At 71.5% G+C, this 17,336-nt stretch carries 15 protein-coding genes; all 15 read left to right on the plus strand.

The annotated features are described in order from the left end of the window. Positions 1-161 precede the first annotated feature (161 nt). Positions 162-623, plus strand: a complete 462-nt coding sequence (gene mraZ / locus M0P34_RS00450; RefSeq protein WP_291495192.1) for a division/cell wall cluster transcriptional repressor MraZ — start codon at positions 162-164, stop codon at positions 621-623. 12 nt (positions 624-635) lie between these two features. Beyond that, a complete protein-coding gene (gene rsmH / locus M0P34_RS00455) occupies positions 636-1,622 on the plus strand; it encodes a 16S rRNA (cytosine(1402)-N(4))-methyltransferase RsmH (RefSeq protein WP_291495194.1) in 987 nt (328 codons plus the stop codon). Beyond that, on the plus strand, positions 1,619-1,936 hold the full coding sequence (locus tag M0P34_RS00460) for a hypothetical protein (RefSeq protein WP_291495196.1): 318 nt from the start codon (positions 1,619-1,621) through the stop codon (positions 1,934-1,936). Before rsmH ends, M0P34_RS00460 begins: the two co-directional genes overlap by 4 nt. Beyond that, on the plus strand, positions 1,933-3,924 hold the full coding sequence (locus tag M0P34_RS00465) for a penicillin-binding transpeptidase domain-containing protein (RefSeq protein ID WP_291495198.1): 1,992 nt from the start codon (positions 1,933-1,935) through the stop codon (positions 3,922-3,924). Before M0P34_RS00460 ends, M0P34_RS00465 begins: the two co-directional genes overlap by 4 nt. Positions 3,925-3,928: 4 nt before the next feature. After that, positions 3,929-5,371, plus strand: a complete 1,443-nt coding sequence (locus M0P34_RS00470) for a UDP-N-acetylmuramoyl-L-alanyl-D-glutamate--2,6-diaminopimelate ligase (RefSeq protein WP_291495200.1) — start codon at positions 3,929-3,931, stop codon at positions 5,369-5,371. Beyond that, a complete protein-coding gene (gene murF, locus M0P34_RS00475; protein ID WP_291495202.1) occupies positions 5,368-6,759 on the plus strand; it encodes a UDP-N-acetylmuramoyl-tripeptide--D-alanyl-D-alanine ligase in 1,392 nt (463 codons plus the stop codon). The genes M0P34_RS00470 and murF overlap by 4 nt, the downstream gene beginning before the upstream one ends. Further along, positions 6,760-7,836 (plus strand): phospho-N-acetylmuramoyl-pentapeptide-transferase, encoded by a 1,077-nt coding sequence (gene mraY, locus M0P34_RS00480; protein WP_291495204.1) that lies wholly within the window; start codon positions 6,760-6,762, stop codon positions 7,834-7,836. Positions 7,837-7,840: 4 nt separating this feature from the next. Next, positions 7,841-9,133: a UDP-N-acetylmuramoyl-L-alanine--D-glutamate ligase gene (gene murD / locus M0P34_RS00485; RefSeq protein ID WP_291495206.1), complete on the plus strand. Its 1,293-nt coding sequence runs from the start codon at positions 7,841-7,843 to the stop codon at positions 9,131-9,133. Between the two features lie 53 nt (positions 9,134-9,186). Continuing rightward, entirely contained in the window at positions 9,187-10,257 is a 1,071-nt protein-coding gene (ftsW, locus tag M0P34_RS00490; protein ID WP_291495236.1) for a putative lipid II flippase FtsW, read from the plus strand. Next, positions 10,257-11,345 (plus strand): undecaprenyldiphospho-muramoylpentapeptide beta-N-acetylglucosaminyltransferase, encoded by a 1,089-nt coding sequence (murG, locus tag M0P34_RS00495; protein ID WP_291495208.1) that lies wholly within the window; start codon positions 10,257-10,259, stop codon positions 11,343-11,345. Before ftsW ends, murG begins: the two co-directional genes overlap by 1 nt. A gap of 19 nt (positions 11,346-11,364) precedes the next feature. Then, entirely contained in the window at positions 11,365-12,744 is a 1,380-nt protein-coding gene (gene murC, locus M0P34_RS00500) for a UDP-N-acetylmuramate--L-alanine ligase (protein WP_291495210.1), read from the plus strand. A gap of 23 nt (positions 12,745-12,767) precedes the next feature. Then, on the plus strand, positions 12,768-13,655 hold the full coding sequence (gene murB / locus M0P34_RS00505) for a UDP-N-acetylmuramate dehydrogenase (RefSeq protein WP_291495211.1): 888 nt from the start codon (positions 12,768-12,770) through the stop codon (positions 13,653-13,655). Then, the gene (locus M0P34_RS00510) at positions 13,652-14,479 is read left to right on the plus strand and encodes an FtsQ-type POTRA domain-containing protein (RefSeq protein WP_291495213.1); all 828 of its coding nucleotides are present in this window, start codon (positions 13,652-13,654) and stop codon (positions 14,477-14,479) included. Before murB ends, M0P34_RS00510 begins: the two co-directional genes overlap by 4 nt. Positions 14,480-14,512: 33 nt before the next feature. Next, complete coding sequence (gene ftsA, locus M0P34_RS00515) at positions 14,513-15,742, plus strand: cell division protein FtsA (protein ID WP_291495215.1); 1,230 nt, start codon at positions 14,513-14,515, stop codon at positions 15,740-15,742. Positions 15,743-15,834: 92 nt separating this feature from the next. Next, positions 15,835-17,217 (plus strand): cell division protein FtsZ, encoded by a 1,383-nt coding sequence (ftsZ, locus tag M0P34_RS00520; RefSeq protein ID WP_291495217.1) that lies wholly within the window; start codon positions 15,835-15,837, stop codon positions 17,215-17,217. Positions 17,218-17,336 lie beyond the last annotated feature (119 nt).

Raw genomic sequence — 17,336 nt, forward strand, 5'->3', positions numbered from 1 at the left:
GGCTTTTTTTCCCCAGCCCAGTCAAGCCTTTCGTCGTGAATTGTGGGGTATTTTCTAGAAAATCTCTAGAAGAAACTTGGCAGCCGTGGTATTTTCCCCTTGACACCTCTGGGAGCCCTGGTGGTAATTTGTGGTAAATTGTGGGACGAAGTGTGAGAACGATGTCCAAATTCAGAGGCCACTCCTACCGCAGCCTGGACCCGAAAGGGCGGCTGATGATCCCCCCGGAATACAGGGAGGCCGCGGCTTCCATGGGTTCCGAGGGGCTCCTCGTGCTGACCAATTTCGACGGCTGCGTCGTGGCCTACCCGCTGCCCGAGTGGGAGCGCATCGAGGAGAGCTTCAACCGCGTGAACGTCCTGGACAAGCGGTTGCGCAACTTCCAGCGCTTTTTCATCTCCGGGGCGGTGGAGGCGTCGCTGGACAAGCAGGGCCGGGTGCTCATCGCCCCCCACCTGCGCAGCTACGCCGGGCTGGACAAGGACGTGGTGGTGGCCGGGGTCGGGCGCAAGTTCGAGATATGGAACCAGGCCGTCTTCGAGGCCCGTCGCCGTGAGATGGAGGAATCCTTCGACGGTGACATGGCCGAGCTGGCGGAAAAGGGCTTTGAGCTGAGGCTCTAAGCGGAGGCGGGGATGATGGAATCAGGCAAGAACCCCGCCGAGCTGCACGTCCCGGTCCTGTTGAAAGAGGTGCTCCTGCACCTGCGCCCCGGGCCGGGCGGGCGGTATCTCGACGGAACCCTGGGCCTGGGCGGGCACACCCGGGCCATCCTGGAGGCCGCGGGCCCCGGGGCCCAGGTCCTTGGGCTGGACCGCGACGCCCAGGCCCTGGAGCTGGCCCGGGAGCGCCTGGCCGCCCACGGCGACGCGGTGCAGTTCGCCCTGTGCCGGTTCAGCAGGCTCGAAGAGCCGCTGGCCGAGCTGGGCTGGGACGCCCTGGACGGCGCCCTGATCGATATCGGCGTGTCCTCCATGCAGCTCGACGACCCGGCGAGGGGTTTCAGCTTCATGGAGGACGGGCCGCTGGACATGCGCATGGGCCTGGCCGACGGGCTGGCCCCGGCGTCGGCCATCGTCAACGGGGCCTCGCTGGAGCGCTTGAAGATGATCATCGGACGGTTCGGCGAGGAGCCCCAGGGCGGGCGCATCGCCCGGGCCATCGTCGACGCCCGCCAGCGTACGCCCATACGGACCACGCGCGAGCTGGCGACCATCGTCGAGAACGCCTACCCGGCCAAGCTCCGGGCCACGGCGAGAAACCACCCCGCGACCCGGACCTTCCAGGCCCTGCGCATGGAGGTCAACCGGGAGCTGGACGAGCTTCAGGAGTTCCTGGACCGGATACTGCCCTTCCTGAAGCCCGGCGCACGGGTGGCGGTCATCAGCTTCCACTCGCTGGAAGACAGGATCGTCAAGCGCGCGTTCAAGCGGGAGGCCTCGGGGTGCCTGTGCCCCCCGGAGCAGATGGTGTGCATCTGCGGGCATGTCCCGCAATTGAGGATCGTGACGCCCAAGCCCCTTGTGGCCACGGACGACGAGATCGCGGCCAACCCCAGGGCGCGCAGCGCCAAGCTGCGGGTGGCCGAGAAGCTCGCCCCGGGCGGCGGGGCGCGGCCGTGAGCGCCCCCGGCGGCGCGCGCTGGGCTGCGGCCCTGGCGGCGCTGCTGCTCCTGGCCCTGGGCCTGGGGCTTGGCGTGGTCTGGTGCGGCATCGAGCGCTACGACCTGGCCTACAAGCTCACGGCCCTGCGGGCCGGGCTGGACGAGCGCGAGGAGCTGGTGGCCAAGCTCGAAGTGGAACGCGACAATCTTCTTTCGCCCTACCGGCTGCGCGAGAAGGCCCGGGAATTCGGCCTGGGCCCCGCCGGCCAGGGGCGGATCCGCAGGATGGACGCGCCCCCGGCCGGGGCGCCCGGAGGCTCGGAGCAGCAATGACCGCCCGGTACACGCCGCGACACACCAGGGTCCACGACTGGGCCGCCATCAGGCTGGTGGTCGTGGCCGTGTTGTTCGCCCTGGCCGGGCTGGTGCTCTGGGCGCGGGCCTTCCAGGTCCAGGTGCTCATGGGCGCGGAGCTGGCCGCCCGGGCCGAGCGGCAGCACCTGGCCGCCGAGTCCGTCAGCGGCCCCCGGGGCCGGATTTTCGACCGCCAGGGCCGCGTGCTGGCCAAGAGCGTGCGCTGCGCCTCGGTCTACGCCCGGCCGCTGGAGGTGCGCGACCCCGCGCACACGGCCCGCGAGCTGGGCCGGGCGCTGGGCCTCGGCGCCCGGGAGCTCCAGGCCCGCCTGGGCGCGCGGCGGCCCTTCGTCTGGATCGCCCGCCAGGTTTCCGACCGCGAGGCCGCGGCCGTGGCCGCCCTGGCCCTGCCGGGGGTGGGCACGGTGGAGGAGTTCAAGCGCCTGTACCCCAGCGGGCATCTGGCCGGGCAGCTCCTGGGCTTCGCGGGGCTGGACGGCGCGGGCCTGGAGGGGCTGGAAAAATCCCTGGAAGACACCCTGGCCGGGCGCAGCGACAGGACGGTGGTCCAGCGCGACGCCAGCGGCCGCAGGCTGCTGGATGGCGACGAGCCCAGCCGGGCCTCGGTGCGCGGCGGCGACGTGCGCCTGACCATCGACGCCGACATCCAGGCCATGGCCGAGCAGGCCGTGGCCGGCGCCGTGACCACCTACCACGCCAAGAGCGGCATGGGCCTCGTGGTCCACGTCCCCACCGGGGATATCCTGGCCTGGGCCGTCTTCCCGTTCTTCAACCCGAACATCTATTCCAGCTACGGGCCCGAAACCTGGCGCAACCGCATCGCCCTGGACGCCCTGGAGCCGGGCTCGACCTTCAAGCCCTTCGTGGTGGCCGCCGCCCTGCAGGAGGGCGTGGTGCGGCCCGACAGCGTGTATTTCTGCGAGAACGGGCGTTTCGAGATGCCCGGGGCGGTCATCCGCGACACCCACGACTACGCCGACCTGCCCGTGACGCATATCCTGCGCTATTCGAGCAACATCGGCATGGCCAAGATCGGCCTGGAGATGGGCGCGCGGACCATGCACGGCTACCTCGACCGCCTGGGCTTCGGCCGGCGCACGGGCCTGCCCCTGGCGGGCGAGGCCCGGGGCATCCTGCGCGACCCCGGGGCCTGGCAGCGGGTGGACCTGGCCAACGTGGCCTTCGGCCAGGGCGTGGCCGTGACGGCCCTGCAAATGGCCCGGGCCTACCTGTGCCTGGCCCGGGGCGGGGTGGCGGGGGCGCTGCGCCTCGTGGTCGCCGATCCCCCGGCCCCCCGCGAGGAGCGGCGCGTCTTTTCCGCCGAGGTGGCCGGGCAGGTGCTGGCCATGATGCGCGATGTGGTCCAGGCCGACGGCACGGGCACCCGCGCGCGCATCGAGGGCCTGACCGTGGCGGGCAAGACCGGCACGGCCCAGAAGGCCTCGGCCAGCGGCGGCTACGGCAACGACCATGTGGGGTCCTTCGTGGCCCTGCTGCCCGGCGAGAGCCCCGAATTCCTGGTCATGGTCATCGTGGACGAACCCGCGCCGCAGCACTACGGCGGTGTGGTCGCGGCCCCGGCGGTGCGCGAGATCGCGTTGCAATCCCTGGCCTACATGGGCAGGCTCCCCGAACCCTCGGCCCAGGCCGGGGCCGGGACGGCCGACGGAGGGTTGACCGATGAGGACGTTCGCAGACTGGTTGATGCGATTGGCGCGGGAATCGAGAATCCCGCTGTGGCCCTTCAGGGCTCCGAAGCCGTTCCCGACGTGGTCGGCATGTCCCTGCGCCGGGCCGTCGAGCTGCTCGCCGGAGGCGGCGCCGTCCCCGAGGTCCGGGGCAGCGGGCTCGTGGTCCGCAGGCAGAGTCCCGCCCCCGGCAAACCCTGGCCCGGAACGGGCGACCGCTGCGTGCTGTGGCTCGACGGCGCGCCGGACAGGAGTTGAGGTGATGAACCAAAGCGCGTGGGCCGAACTCAGGGCCCTGGTGGCCGACGGGCTGATGGTGCGTACCGACTCGCGCCAGGTGTTGCCCGGCGAGGCGTTTGTGGCCATGCCCGGGGCGGGGGTGGACGGCGCCCGCTTCATCCCCGACGCCCTGGAGCGCGGCGCGGCCTGGGTGGTCACCCGCGAGGCCGGGGCCGTGCCTCCCGGCTGCCGGGCGCGCGTGGTGGAGCACCCGCTGCCCCGGCGCGCCCTGGGCGAGCTGGCCGCCGCGCGCTTCCGCACGGCCCGCCACGGGCTGACGATGGTCGGCATCACCGGCACCAACGGCAAGACCACCCTGACCTACATGCTCGAACATCTGCTCACCGCCGCCGGGCGCAAGGTGGGCGTCATCGGCACGGTGAACTACCGTTGGCCGGGCTTTTGCCTCGCCGCGCCCATGACCACCCCCGACTGCTGGCAGCTGCACGAGCTGCTGGCCAACATGGCCGCCGCCGGGGTGGACACCGTGGTCATGGAGGTCTCCTCCCACGCCCTGGACCAGGACCGCGTCTGGGGCCTGGACTTCGACGTGGCCGCGCTGCTCAACGTGACCCAGGACCACCTGGACTACCACAAGACCATGGACGACTACTACCGGGCCAAGGCCAAGCTTTTCCACGAGATGAGCCGCCCGGGCAAGACCGCGGTGGTCAACGCCGACGACGCCTATGGGCGGATGCTGCTTGGCGGCTATGCCCCGGCCATCGGTTTCGGGCTCTATTATCCCAACGTGGGCAGCGGCCCCGGGCTGGCGGGCAGCGTCAGGGCCTGCTCCGCCCGCGGGCTGGAGCTGCTGATGAAGTACGGCGACCAGAGCTGGACCCTGAGCTCGCCGCTCATCGGCAAGCACAACGCCTCCAACCTGCTGGCGGCGCAGTCCGTGGGGCTGGCCCTGGGCCTGCGGCCCAAGGCGCTCAAGGCCCTGGAGGGCTTCGCCGGGGTGCCCGGGCGCCTGGAGCGCGTGCCCAACGCCCGGGGGCTGGACGTGTTCGTGGACTACGCCCACACCCCCGACGCCCTGGAGAACGTGCTCTCCAACGTGCGCGAGCTGGGCTTCCGCAGGGTGTATTGCGTGTTCGGCTGCGGCGGCAACCGCGACCGGGCCAAGCGGCCGCTCATGGGCCAGGCCGTGTGCCGCTACGCCGACGTGGCCGTGCTGACCTCGGACAACCCGCGCGGCGAGGAGCCGCTGGCCATCATGGCCGACGTGCGCCCCGGGATGACCGGCTGCGCCCGGGTGGTGGAGGAGCCCGACCGGGCCCGGGCCATCGGCCTGGCGCTGGACGCCATGCAGCCCGGCGACGTGCTGGTCGTCGCGGGCAAGGGTCATGAATCCTATCAGGAAATCCAGGGCGTGCGTCACCCCTTCAACGACGCCGCCGTGGTCAGGGAGCTTGCCGGGTGAATCTGACGCTGGCCGAAGCCGCCGCCGCCATGCGCGCCGTGGGCGATGTGGATCCCGGGCGCGAGGTGCGCCTGACGGGCATCTGCACCGACAGCCGCCTGCTCAGGCCGGGGCAGCTTTTCTTCTGCCTGGCGGGCGAGAACTACGACGCCCACGCCTTCGCCCCCGAGGCGGCCCGTTCCGGGGCCGCCGCCGTGGTGGTTTCGCGCCCGGTGCCCGAGGTCCGGGACGCGCCGGTGCTCATGGTCCGCGACGTGCTCGCGGCCCTGGGCGACCTGGGCGCCCTGTGGCGCGGCCGGGCCCGGGCCACCGTGGTGGCCGTCACCGGCTCGGCGGGCAAGACCACGGTCAAGGAGCTGCTGGCCGCCATCCTTTCCGAGCTGGGCGAAACCGCGCGCAACTACGGCAATTTCAACAACCTGCTGGGCGTGCCCCTGACCATGCTCGGCTGCACGGGGCAGGAGCGCTTCTGGGTCCTGGAGCTGGGCATCAACGTGCCCGGCGAGATGGAGGCCCTGGGCGCCATGGTCCGGCCCGACGCGGCGGTCATCGCCAACATCGGCCCGGCGCACCTGGAGGGCCTGGGCAGCCTGGAGGGCGTGGCCGCCGCCAAGACCGAGCTCCTGCGCCACCTGGCCCCGGGGGGCAGGGCGTTTGTCAGCGCCGACCATCCGCCGCTGCTGGACTACGCCCGGGCCATCGTGCCCGACGTGCGCCGGTTCACCGCCGCCGACCCGGCCGGGCTGGTGTGCGGGCGGTACCTGGGGCGCACCGCCGAGGGCCTGGGCCGGTATTTCCTGCGCCTGAACGGGCTGGAGATGGAGCTGACCTCGCCCCTGGCCGGGGCGGTCTTCGCCGAGAACATCGTCGCCGCCGCCAGCGTGGCCTTCGCCCTGGGCGCCGGGGAGCGCGAGATCGCCCGGGGCGTGGCCGGGGTGTCCGTGCCCGGCGGGCGGTTCGATGTGAAGCGGGCGGGCGGCTGGACGCTTGTGGACGACAGCTACAACGCCAACCCCCTGTCCATGCGCCAGGCCGTGGACAACGCCCGCGAGCTGGCCGGGGAGGGCGTCCTGGCCCTGGTGCTGGGCGAGATGCGCGAGCTGGGCGCCCAGGCGGGCGCGCTGCACCGCGAAATGGCCCGCGCCGCCGCCGCCGCCCGGCCCGCCGCCGTGTTCTTCCACGGCGCCCACGAGCACGAGGTTGCCCGGGGCCTGGAAGAGGGCGGCTTCGACGGGCGGCTTGTGCGCATCGGCGACCCGGCGCTGTTCGCCGGGCAGTTCCTGGAGCTGGGCTTTGCGCCCGGCGTGGCGTTGTTCAAGGGTTCGCGCGGGTGCAGGATGGAGCGCTTCCTGTTCGCGCTGGCCGAAGTCATGGAGGGCCGCGGCTAGATGCTCTACAACCTTCTCTACCCGCTCTCCAGCGAAGTCGGCATCTTCAACGTCTTTCGCTACATCACCTTCCGTTCGGTGTGGGCGCTGGTCACGGCGCTGCTCATCACCATCCTGGTGGGCCCCGCGTTCATCCGCTTCCTCAAGCGGCTGAAGTTCGGGCAGGTCATCCACGAGGACGTGGAAGCGCACATGCAAAAGGCCGGAACCCCGACCATGGGCGGCCTGCTCATGGGCTTCGGGGTGCTGGTGGCCGTCCTGCTGTGGGCCGACCTGACCAACGTCTACATCTGGCTGGCGCTGCTGGTCTTCGTGGGCTTTGGCGCCGTCGGGCTGCTGGACGACTGGCTCAAGGTGGTCAAGAAGCACAACAAGGGCCTGTCGGCCCGGGCCAAGTTCCTGGGGCAGGTGCTGGTGGCGGGCACGGCCATGTTCCTGCTCATCGAGCAGCCGGCCTACAACACCCACCTGGCCTTCCCCTTCTTCAAGGAGCTGTACCCCGACCTGGGCTGGTTCTACCTGCCCTTCGCCGTGCTGGTCATGGTCGGCGCATCCAACGGCGTGAACCTCACCGACGGCCTGGACGGGCTGGCCATCGGCCCGAGCATCGTCGCCGGGGCCTGCTTCGCGGTGTTCGTCTACGTTTCGGGCCATGTGGCCATAGCCAAGTATCTGCGCATCGCCTATGTGCCGGGCATGGGCGAGGTGGCCGTGTTCTGCGGGGCGCTGGTGGGCGCGGGGCTCGGGTTCCTGTGGTACAACGCCTACCCCGCCCAGGTCTTCATGGGCGACGTGGGCTCCCTGTCCATCGGCGGCAGCCTGGGGTTCGTGGCCGTGATGAGCAAGAACGAGCTGATCCTGGTCATCGTCGGCGGGCTGTTCGTGGTCGAAACCCTCTCGGTGATCCTCCAGGTGGGCTACTTCAAGTTCACCGGCGGCAAGCGCATCTTCCGCATGGCGCCGCTGCACCACCATTTCGAGCTCAAGGGCATCCCGGAGTCCAAGATCATCACCCGGTTCTGGATCCTGTCCATCCTGTTGGCGCTCATGGCGCTGTCAACCCTGAAGCTGAGGTAGAGGCATGTTCGGGCACGAAGGCGAACTGGCGGGAACGCGCGCGGCGGTGGTTGGGGCTGCGGCCTCGGGCAAGGCGGCGGCGCTGCTGCTGGCGCGCCTGGGCGCCGCCGTGCGCCTGCTGGACCGCAAGCCCGACGCCCTGGCGGCCGACGAGGCATCGGCTCTGCGCCAGGCGGGCGTGGAGCTGGACCTGGGCCCGCACCATGCCGGGCAGTTCGCCGGGGTCTCGCTGGTCGTGCTCTCGCCGGGGGTGATGCTGCCGCCGCTGCTGCCGCTGCTGCCCGCCGGGGACGCCGCCCCCGAGGTCGTCTCCGAGCTGGAGCTGGCCGGGCGCTACAGCCCGGGGCGCGTGCTGGCCGTCACGGGCACCAACGGCAAGACCACCACCTCCGGGCTGGCCGCCCATGTGCTGCAAAGCGTGGGCCTGAAGGTCTTTCTGGGCGGCAACTACGGCACGCCCCTGTCGCAGTACGTCCTGGACGGCCGCGAGGCCGATGTGCTGGTCATCGAGGTCTCCAGCTACCAGGCCCAGTACTGCGCGTCGTTCCGCCCCGACGTGGCCGTGCTGCTCAACTTCAGCCCCAACCATCTGGACCACCACGCGGACATGGCCGAGTACCTGGACGCCAAGCTGAACCTCTTCGCGCACATGCGCCCCGAGGACCTGGCCGTGCTGCCCGCGGCCATGCGCGCGGATCTGGGCGAGCGCCACTTCACCCGCGCGCGGATCAAATGGTTCGAGTCCACCGACCGCTTCGAGAGCGAGCGCCTGCCCGGGGCGCACAACCAGGCCAACATGGAGGCCGTGTTCCAGGCCACCCAGCGCTTCGGCGTGGACGAGCGCTGCATGCGCGACGCCCTGGACACTTTCGAGCCTCTCCCCCACCGCCTCCAGCGGCTGGGCGCGGCCCGGGGCGTGACCTTTGTGGACGACTCCAAGGCCACCACGGTGGACGCCCTGCGCGCGGCCCTGGAGAGCTTCGACGGCGGGGTGCTGCTTCTGGCGGGCGGCGTGTACAAGGGCGGCGACCTGGCCAGCCTGGGGCCGCTTCTGCGCCGCAAGGTGCGCGCGGTGTGCCTGTTCGGCGCGGGGCGCGAGATTTTCGAGGCCGCCTGGGCCGGGCATGTGCCCCTGGCCTGGGAGCCGGTCATGGACAAGGCCGTGCACCGGCTCATGACCTGGGCCGAGCCCGGGGACACCATGCTGCTGTCCCCGGCCACGGCCAGCTTCGACCTGTACGAGAACTACAAGGAGCGCGGGAAGCACTTCCGGCGCCTGTTCGAGGCCCTGCGATGAGCACCGCCGCCGCCCCGGCCGCCGCCGCCCCGCGCCACGCCCAGCGCACGCGCATGGACATGCCGCTTCTGGCCTGCACCCTGGCCATGATCGGCTTCGGGCTGGTCATGGTCATGAGCGCCAGCGGCGTCATGGCCGAGCTGGCCTACGGCGACAAGTACCTGTTCATCAGAAAGCAGGCCCTGTACGCCGTGGCCGGGCTGGTGGTCATGTTCGGCGCCGTCTTTGTCGACCGCCGCCTGCTCTACCGCCTGACCTATCCCATCCTGGGGCTGGCGGCGCTGCTCCTGGTCGCCACCCTGGCCTTCGGCTACGAGGCGGGCGGCGCGCGGCGCTGGCTGCACCTGGGGCCGGTGTCCATGCAGCCCCTGGAGGCGGCCAAGCTGGCCCTGGTGTTCTACCTGGCCTACTTCTTCAGCCACAAGCAGGAGCAGGTGAAGACCTTCAGCGTGGGCTTCGTGCCCCCCGTGGCCGTGACGGGGCTTCTGGGCGGGCTGCTGCTCCTGCAGCCCGACTTCGGCGGGGCGGCGTTCCTGTGCATCCTGCTTTTCCTCATGAGCCTTGTGGGCGGCACGAGCATCGTCTACCTGGGCTCGTCCCTGGTGCTGGCCCTGGCCTGCGGCGGCCTGCTCATCGCCCAGTCGGAGTACCGCATCAAGCGCTGGACGGCCTTCCTGGATCCCTTCGGCAACGCCCGCGACACGGGCTACCAGCTGGTGCAGTCCCTCTACGCCTTCGGCTCCGGCGGCTGGACCGGCCAGGGCCTGGGCGCGGGCAAGCAGAAGCTGCTCTTCCTGCCCGAGGCGCACAACGACTTCATCCTGGCCGTCATCGGCGAGGAGCTGGGCTTCGTGGGCGTGTCCCTGGTCTTCGTGGGCCTGGGGGTCATCCTGTGGCGCGCCTTCGCCATCTCCCTGGCCCAGAAGGAACCCCAGGACCGCTTCCTGGGCTACGGGCTGGCCCTGGTGCTGGCCGTGGGCGCGGTGCTGAACATGTCGGTCGTTCTCGGCATGGCGCCGCCCAAGGGCGTGCCCATGCCGTTCCTCAGCTACGGCGGGTCGAGCCTGGTGGTCTCGTGCTTCTGCGCGGGGATGCTGCTCAACCTGTCGCGTGGGAGGGCCTGATGCGGCTGGTGATCCTGACCACGGGCGGCACGGGGGGCCATGTGTTCCCGGCCCTGGCCGTCGCCGAGGAGCTGCGCCGCCGCCACCCGGGCCTGGAGCTGCTCTTCGTGGGCGGGCGCCACGGGCGCGAGGCCGAGTTCGCCGCCCGCGCGGGCATCCCCTTCGTGGGGCTGCCGGTGCGCGGGTTCCTGGGGCGCGGGCCCCGGGCCGTTGGCGCGGCCTTCGGGCTGGCCCGGGCCCTGGTCCGCTCCTGGTGGATGCTGTCGCGCCGCCGGCCCGACGTGGTGGTGGGCTTCGGCGGCTACGCGGGGTTCGCTCCGGTGGCTGCGGCGGCCCTGCGCGGCGTGCCCTGCGCCCTGCACGAGCAGAACAGCCTGCCGGGCTCGGCCAACCGGCTCCTGGGCCGCTGGGTGGACCGGGTGTTCCTGTCCTTCCCCGACGAGGCCGGGGTCTTCGACCCGGGGCGCTCGCGGGTCACGGGCAACCCGGTGCGCGCGGCCATCCGCGAGGCCGGTGCGGCCGGTGCGGCGCGCCCCGCCGGGCGGCGGGTGCTGGTCGCGGGGGGCAGCCTGGGCGCGCGGGCCATCAACGAGGCCGTGGCCGCCAGCCTGGAGGGCCTGCGTGCGCGGGGGTTCTCCCTGTGGCACCAGACCGGGACCGACGACCTGGGCGCCATGCGCGCGGCCTACGCCCGTGCGGGCTGGAGCGCCGAGCAGGCCCGGGTGGAGCCCTTTATCGACGACATGGCCGCGGCCTATGCCTGGGCGGACCTGGTGCTGTGCCGCGCCGGGGCGACCACGGTGGCGGAGCTGGCGGTGATGGGCAAGCCCTCGGTGCTGGTGCCCTTCCCCCACGCCACCCACGACCACCAGACCGCCAACGCCCGGCGCCTGGAGCGGGCCGGGGCTGCGTTGCTCCTGGCCCAGGACATTTTGGCCGCAACGGACCTGCCAGGGGCCCTGGACGCCCTGTTTGCCGAGCCGGGGCGGCTGGAGCGCATGGGCGCCGCAGCCCGGACCCTGGGCGCCCCGGACGCCGCGAAAACCCTGGCCGACGCCATAGAGGCCCTGGCCGCGCGCGCGGCCTGAACCACAAGGATAACGGACCATGAAGAACAAGGTCAGGAAGATACACATGGTGGGCATCGGCGGCTCGGGCATGAACGGCATCGCCGAGGTGCTGCTCAACCTGGGCTACGAGGTCAGCGGCTCGGACCTGGCGGATTCGCCGGTGACCAGCCGCCTGCGCACCCTGGGCGCCACGGTGTACAAGGGCCACGCCGCGGGCAACGTGGGCGACGCCGACGTGCTGGTCAAGTCCACCGCCGTGGGGCGGGACAACCCCGAGGTGGCCGAGGCCCGGCGCCGGGGCGTGGCCGTCATCCCCCGCGCCGAGATGCTGGCCGAGCTGATGCGCCTGCGCACGGGCATCGCCGTGGCCGGAACCCACGGCAAGACCACCACCACCTCGCTGCTGGCGACCATCTTCACCGAGGCCGGGCTCGACCCCACGGTGATCATCGGCGGGCGGCTGAACACGTTCGGCTCCAACGCCCTGCTGGGCGAGGGCGAATATCTCATCGCCGAGGCCGACGAGTCCGACGGCTCGTTCCTGTGCCTGTTCCCCATCGTCACCGTGGTCACCAACATCGACAGCGACCACATGGACCACTACCGCGACCTGGAGGCCATCAAGGACGCCTTCGTGGACTTCATGAACAACGTGCCCTTCTACGGCATGAACGTGGTCTGCCTGGACGATGCGGTGGTGCGCGAGGTTCTGCCCCGGGTGAACCGCCCGGTCCTGACCTACGGCATCGACGAGCAGGGCGCGACGCTGCGCGCCGTGGTCCGCGAGTGCGAGGCCAAAAGCTGCTTCGACGTGCTGCGCGACGGCGAGTTCCTGTGTTCGGTGGAGCTGTCCCAGCCCGGGCGCCACAACGTGCTGAACGCCCTGGGCGCCATCGGCGTGGCCCTGGAGGCCGGGCTGCCCGTGGACGTGGTGGCCAAGGCTCTGGGGCGTTTCGGCGGGGTGGGGCGGCGCTTCGAGGTCAAGGGCGAGCGGGACGGCGTGCTGGTGGTGGACGACTACGGCCACCACCCCACGGAAATCGCCGCCACCCTGCGCACGGCGCGCCAGTATGCGCCGGGGCGGCGGCTGGTGGTGGCCTTCCAGCCCCACCGCTTCACGCGGACCCAGGCCCTGTTCGGCGAGTTCTGCAAGGCATTCGACGACGCCGACATCCTGCTGCTCACGGAGATTTACCCGGCCAGCGAGGCGCCCATCCCCGGCGTCAGCGGCCAGAGCCTGGCCCAGGGCATCCGCCAGGTGTCGTCCACCGAGGTGCGCTTTTGCGCCGATTTCGACGCCGTGCGCGCGGCGCTGCCCGATGTGCTGCGCCCCGGCGACCTGCTGCTGACCATGGGCGCCGGAAATATCTGGCAGGTCGGCATGGACTGGCTGCACCGCCGCGAGGCGGGGGCCTGAACCCCAAGGAAACGGAAGACGCCATGCATCTGAAGGTTCTGCCCGGTCCCGTCCTGGCCCAGCGCACCACCCTGCGCCTGGGCGGCCCCGCCCTGGCCGAGATTCATCTCGGCTCCGAGCGCGCCCTGGACGAGCTGCCGGGTCGGCTGGAGGAGCTGGGCGGGCGGCCTCTGGCCCTTGGGCACGGCAGCAATGTGCTGGCGGCCGACGGGCCCCTGCCGGTGGTTCTTTTGCGCGTGCCGGAGGGCGACAGGCCCGAGGCGGTCTTCTCCAGCGGCGAGGAGACGGTGGTGCGCGCCGGGGCGGGCATGGGCCTGCCCGTGCTGCTGTCGTGGTGCGCGCGCCACGGCCTCTCGGGCCTGGAGGGGCTCGCGGGCATCCCGGGCGGGGTGGGCGGCGCGGTGGCCATGAACGCGGGCTCCTTCGGCACCGACATGAGCCGGGTGCTGGAGCGCGTGCTGCTGTACAGCCCGTGCTGCGGGCTGCGCTGGGCCGGGCGCGACGACGTGCGCATGGGCTACCGCTTCTTCGCCCCGCGCACGGCGGACAGGTTTTTCCTCGTGCTTGGGGTGGAGCTGCGCCTGACCCGGGCCGAGCCCGAGGCCGTGCGCGCGGCCCTGGACGTTACCTGGGCCCGCAAGCGCGCCTCCCAGCCCCTGGCGGCGGCCAGCGCGGGCTGCGTGTTCAAGAACCCCGAGGGTGCGGCCCCGGCGGGCAGGCTCCTGGACGAGGCGGGCTTCAAGGGGCGGCGCCTGGGCGGCATGGCCTTCTCGGAGCTGCACGCCAATTTCCTGGTCAACCTGGGCGGGGGCACCGCCGCCCAGGCCTTCGAGCTGATCCAGGCCGCGCGCGAGGCGGTGGCCGCGCGCAGCGGCGTGGCGCTGGAACTGGAAGTGAAGGTGGTGGAATGAGCATGGCGCTGGCGGCAAAACGCGCGACTGCGGCGCGCCCAGGCCGGGGGGGCAACGCCTACGCCCCGGGCCGGGGGCGCTCCGGCGGCGGCGGCGGACGGCGGCTCGCGGGGCTGCTGGGCTGGCTGCTGGGGCTTGCGCTGTGCGCGGCCTTCGTCGTGGCCGTGAGCGTGGCCCTGCTTGTGGGCTTCCGCTGGCTGACCACCGCGCCGTACTTCGCCCTGCGCGAGATCGGCGTCACGGGCAACCAGCGCCTGGGCGCCGAGGAGATCGTGGCCCTGGCCGGCGTGCCCCTGGGCGCCAACACGCTGGACATCGACATCGCCGAGGTGGAGGCGCGGGTCGCCGCGTCGCCCTGGGCGGAGTCGGTGGCCGTGCGCCGGGTGCTGCCCGCCGGGCTGTCCATCGCCCTCACCGAGCGCGAGCCGCGCTGGTGGGTCGGCACGGCGCGCGGGCTGTTCTACGCCGAGGCCGACGGCGCGGTCATCGCGCCGGTGCTGGGCCGCCGGTTCACGCCCCTGCCCGTGCTGGAGGTCGCCCCCGACGCGGGCGGGCTGCCCGCCGGGCTGGCGGGAATGATGGAGGCCCTGGCCGCCTTGGAGCTGCCCATCCGGCCTGCCGACGCGGCCTGGGTGCGCGTCCTGGCCGGGAGGCTGGAACTGTTTTTCGAGGATCGCGGCCTGACAGTGGCCGCCAGCACCGCCGACTGGGGGCGGAGCATGGAGCGGCTGGCCCTGGTCTGGGCCGACCTGGTGCGGCGCGGCGAAGACCGCGCGGCCAAGGAGATACGCATTTTCGGCGGCAAGGTCTGGGTGCGCACCTGAACCTGCCGCGCAACAGCCAAGGGAGACCGTGACATGGCCAAATCGGAACTCATCGTCGGCCTGGATGTGGGCACCACGAAGATCTGCGCGGTGGTCGGCGAGCTGACCCCCGGCGGGGTGGACGTGGTCGGCATCGGCACCAGCCCGTCCACCGGCCTGCGCAAGGGCGTGGTGGTCAACATCGAGCAGACCGTGCAGTCCATCAAGAAGGCCCTGGAAGAGGCCGAGCTGATGGCCGGGTGCGACATCCGCTCCGTGTACGCGGGCATCGCCGGCAGCCACATCAAGGGCTTCAACAGCCACGGGGTCATCGCCGTCAAGGGCGGCGAGGTGGCCCCGCGCGACGTGGAGCGCGTCATCGACGCGGCCAAGGCCGTGGCCATTCCCCTGGACCGCGAGGTCATCCACATCCTGCCCCAGGAGTATATCGTGGACGACCAGCGCGGCATCCACGACCCCCTGGGCATGGCCGGGGTGCGCCTGGAGGTCAAGGTCCACATCGTCACCGGCGCGGTGACCTCGGCCCAGAATATCATCCGCTCCTGCCACCGCTCGGGCCTGGACGTGTCGGACATCGTGCTGGAGGCCCTGGCCTCGTCCAAGGCCGTGCTGACCCCCGAGGAGCGCGAGATCGGCGTGGCCCTGGTGGACCTGGGCGGCGGCACGTCGGACATGGCCATCTTCAGCGACGACTCCATCAAACACACCTCGGTGCTGGCCCTGGGCGGCACCAACCTGACCAACGACATCGCCTACGGCCTGCGCACGCCCATGGCCGCGGCGGAAAAGATCAAGGAGCGCTACGGCTGCGCCATGGCCGAGCTGGTGCCGCCCGACGAGGTCATCGAGGTGCCCAGCGTGGGCGACCGCGAGCCGCGCAGGCTGTCGCGCCAGGTGCTGGCCGAGATCTGCGAGCCGCGCGTGGAGGAGATCCTGGTGCTCATCGACCAGGAGCTGTCGCGCTGCGGCTTCAAGGGCAAGATCCCGGCGGGCGTGGTGCTCACCGGCGGCACCTCGCTCATCGAGGGGCTCCAGGAGCTTGGCGAACAGATATTCAACCTGCCCTGCCGCATCGGCTACCCCCGCGAGATCCGCGGGTTGCACGACGTGGTCAACAGTCCCGTCTACGCAACGGCTGTGGGCCTTCTGCTCTACGGGGCCGAGAAGGAGGGCGGGGACATGAGTTTCCGCATCCGCGACGAGAAGCCGGTGTTCAACCGCATTCTCGGCCGGATGCGCAAGTGGTTCGTGGACATCAAGTAACGGCGAGGGGTCCGCGTCCATCAGGCGACGGCGAGCGGAGGCGGACCGCAAAGAGCCGGGGCGACCCGGAAAACAAGGGGAAGGAGGATACCATGGACTTTCTGGAACTGGAAAACGACAGCGGCGCCAAGATCAAGGTATTCGGCGCGGGCGGCGGCGGGGGCAACGCGGTGAACAACATGATCTGCTCGGCCCTGCGCGGGGTGGAGTTCATCACCGCCAACACCGACATCCAGGCCCTCAACAAGAGCAAGGCCGAACACAAGATCCAGCTTGGCGAGAAGCTGACCAAGGGCCTGGGCGCGGGGGCCAACCCCGAGATCGGTCGCGACGCGGCCCTTGAGAGCATGGACGTGATCCGCGAGTACATCGACGGCGCGGACATGGTCTTCGTCACCGCCGGCATGGGCGGCGGCACGGGCACGGGCGCCGCCCCGGTCATCGCCCAGGCCGCCAAGGAGGCCGGGGCGCTCACCGTGGGCGTGGTCACCAAGCCGTTCTACTTCGAGGGCAAGCGCCGCCTGGAGGCCGCCGAGGAGGGCATCCGCGCCCTGTCGCAGAGCGTGGACTCGCTGATCACCATCCCCAACGACAGGCTCCTGTCCCTGGCGTCCAAGAAGGCCACCTTCATCGACATGCTCAAGAAGGCCGACGAGGTGCTCTACTTCGCCGTCAAGGGCATCTCGGACCTGATCATGGTCCCGGGGCTGATCAACCTGGACTTTGCCGACGTGAAGGCCGTGATGAGCGAGATGGGCCTGGCCATGATGGGCACGGGCATCGCCCGGGGCGAGGCCCGCGCGCGCGAGGCGGCCATGAAGGCCATCACCAGCCCGCTGCTCGAGGACGTGTCCATCGACGGCGCCAAGGGCGTGCTGATGAACATCACCTGCGGGCCGGACCTGACCATCGACGAGGTCAGCGAGGCGGCCAGCACCATCTCCGACGCCGCCGACGACGACGCGCGCATCTACTTCGGCACCGTGTTCGACCCCGAGGCGGGCGACGAGATGCGCATCACCGTCATCGCCACGGGCATCCAGTGCGCCCAGAACATCCGCCCCGTGCAGGATCCGAAGCTGGCCCAGCTTCTGTCCATGCAGGGCGGCAAGGCCGGGCAGTCGCGCGCGGCCGCCGGCCCGCAGCCCGTGCGCGCCGCCGCGGCGCCCCAGCCCGCCCCGGCCCGGCCCGCCGAGGCTCAGGATGCCCTGGGCGCCCGGGGCCTGACCCGCGAGCAGCGCTACCAGCGCGCCCTGTCCAACGCCAAGAACGACCCCGAGCTGAGCCAGCAGCCCGCCTACCTGCGGGCCCAGGCCGCCCGGAGCGCGCAGGCCGCCGAGCCCCAGCCCCAGGCGCCCCTGCGCCGGGCGCCCCTGGCCCAGGCCGTGGGCGCGTCCCGGCCCGGGGAAAAGGACTTCGTCTTCGACGAGGAGGACTTCGAGATTCCGTCCTTCATCCGGCTGCAAGCCGACTAGCAAATTCGGGCAGTATCCTCCCCCCGAACGAGCCGGGGGCCGGGTGCGGCGGGTCTCGCCGCCCTCCGGCCCGGCCCCGGCTCTCCTTGCCAGGGCGTGGGGCGACGGGTATAGCCCGA

Origin of the sequence: Desulfocurvus sp. (assembly GCF_023230885.1) — a bacterium.
GTDB lineage: Bacteria > Desulfobacterota > Desulfovibrionia > Desulfovibrionales > Desulfovibrionaceae > Desulfocurvus.

Excerpts from the sequence above, each read along its gene's own strand:
- M0P34_RS00510 (WP_291495213.1), top strand. The coding sequence starts at position 13,652 with ATGAGCATGGCGCTGGCGGCAAAACGCGCGACTGCGGCGCGCCCAGGC.
- murG (WP_291495208.1), top strand. The coding sequence starts at position 10,257 with ATGCGGCTGGTGATCCTGACCACGGGCGGCACGGGGGGCCATGTGTTC.
- ftsW (WP_291495236.1), top strand. The coding sequence starts at position 9,187 with ATGGACATGCCGCTTCTGGCCTGCACCCTGGCCATGATCGGCTTCGGG.
- mraY (WP_291495204.1), top strand. The coding sequence starts at position 6,760 with ATGCTCTACAACCTTCTCTACCCGCTCTCCAGCGAAGTCGGCATCTTC.
- ftsZ (WP_291495217.1), top strand. The coding sequence starts at position 15,835 with ATGGACTTTCTGGAACTGGAAAACGACAGCGGCGCCAAGATCAAGGTA.
- rsmH (WP_291495194.1), top strand. The coding sequence starts at position 636 with ATGATGGAATCAGGCAAGAACCCCGCCGAGCTGCACGTCCCGGTCCTG.
- murD (WP_291495206.1), top strand. The coding sequence starts at position 7,841 with ATGTTCGGGCACGAAGGCGAACTGGCGGGAACGCGCGCGGCGGTGGTT.
- murB (WP_291495211.1), top strand. The coding sequence starts at position 12,768 with ATGCATCTGAAGGTTCTGCCCGGTCCCGTCCTGGCCCAGCGCACCACC.
- ftsA (WP_291495215.1), top strand. The coding sequence starts at position 14,513 with ATGGCCAAATCGGAACTCATCGTCGGCCTGGATGTGGGCACCACGAAG.
- mraZ (WP_291495192.1), top strand. The coding sequence starts at position 162 with ATGTCCAAATTCAGAGGCCACTCCTACCGCAGCCTGGACCCGAAAGGG.
- M0P34_RS00470 (WP_291495200.1), top strand. The coding sequence starts at position 3,929 with ATGAACCAAAGCGCGTGGGCCGAACTCAGGGCCCTGGTGGCCGACGGG.
- murC (WP_291495210.1), top strand. The coding sequence starts at position 11,365 with ATGAAGAACAAGGTCAGGAAGATACACATGGTGGGCATCGGCGGCTCG.
- M0P34_RS00465 (WP_291495198.1), top strand. The coding sequence starts at position 1,933 with ATGACCGCCCGGTACACGCCGCGACACACCAGGGTCCACGACTGGGCC.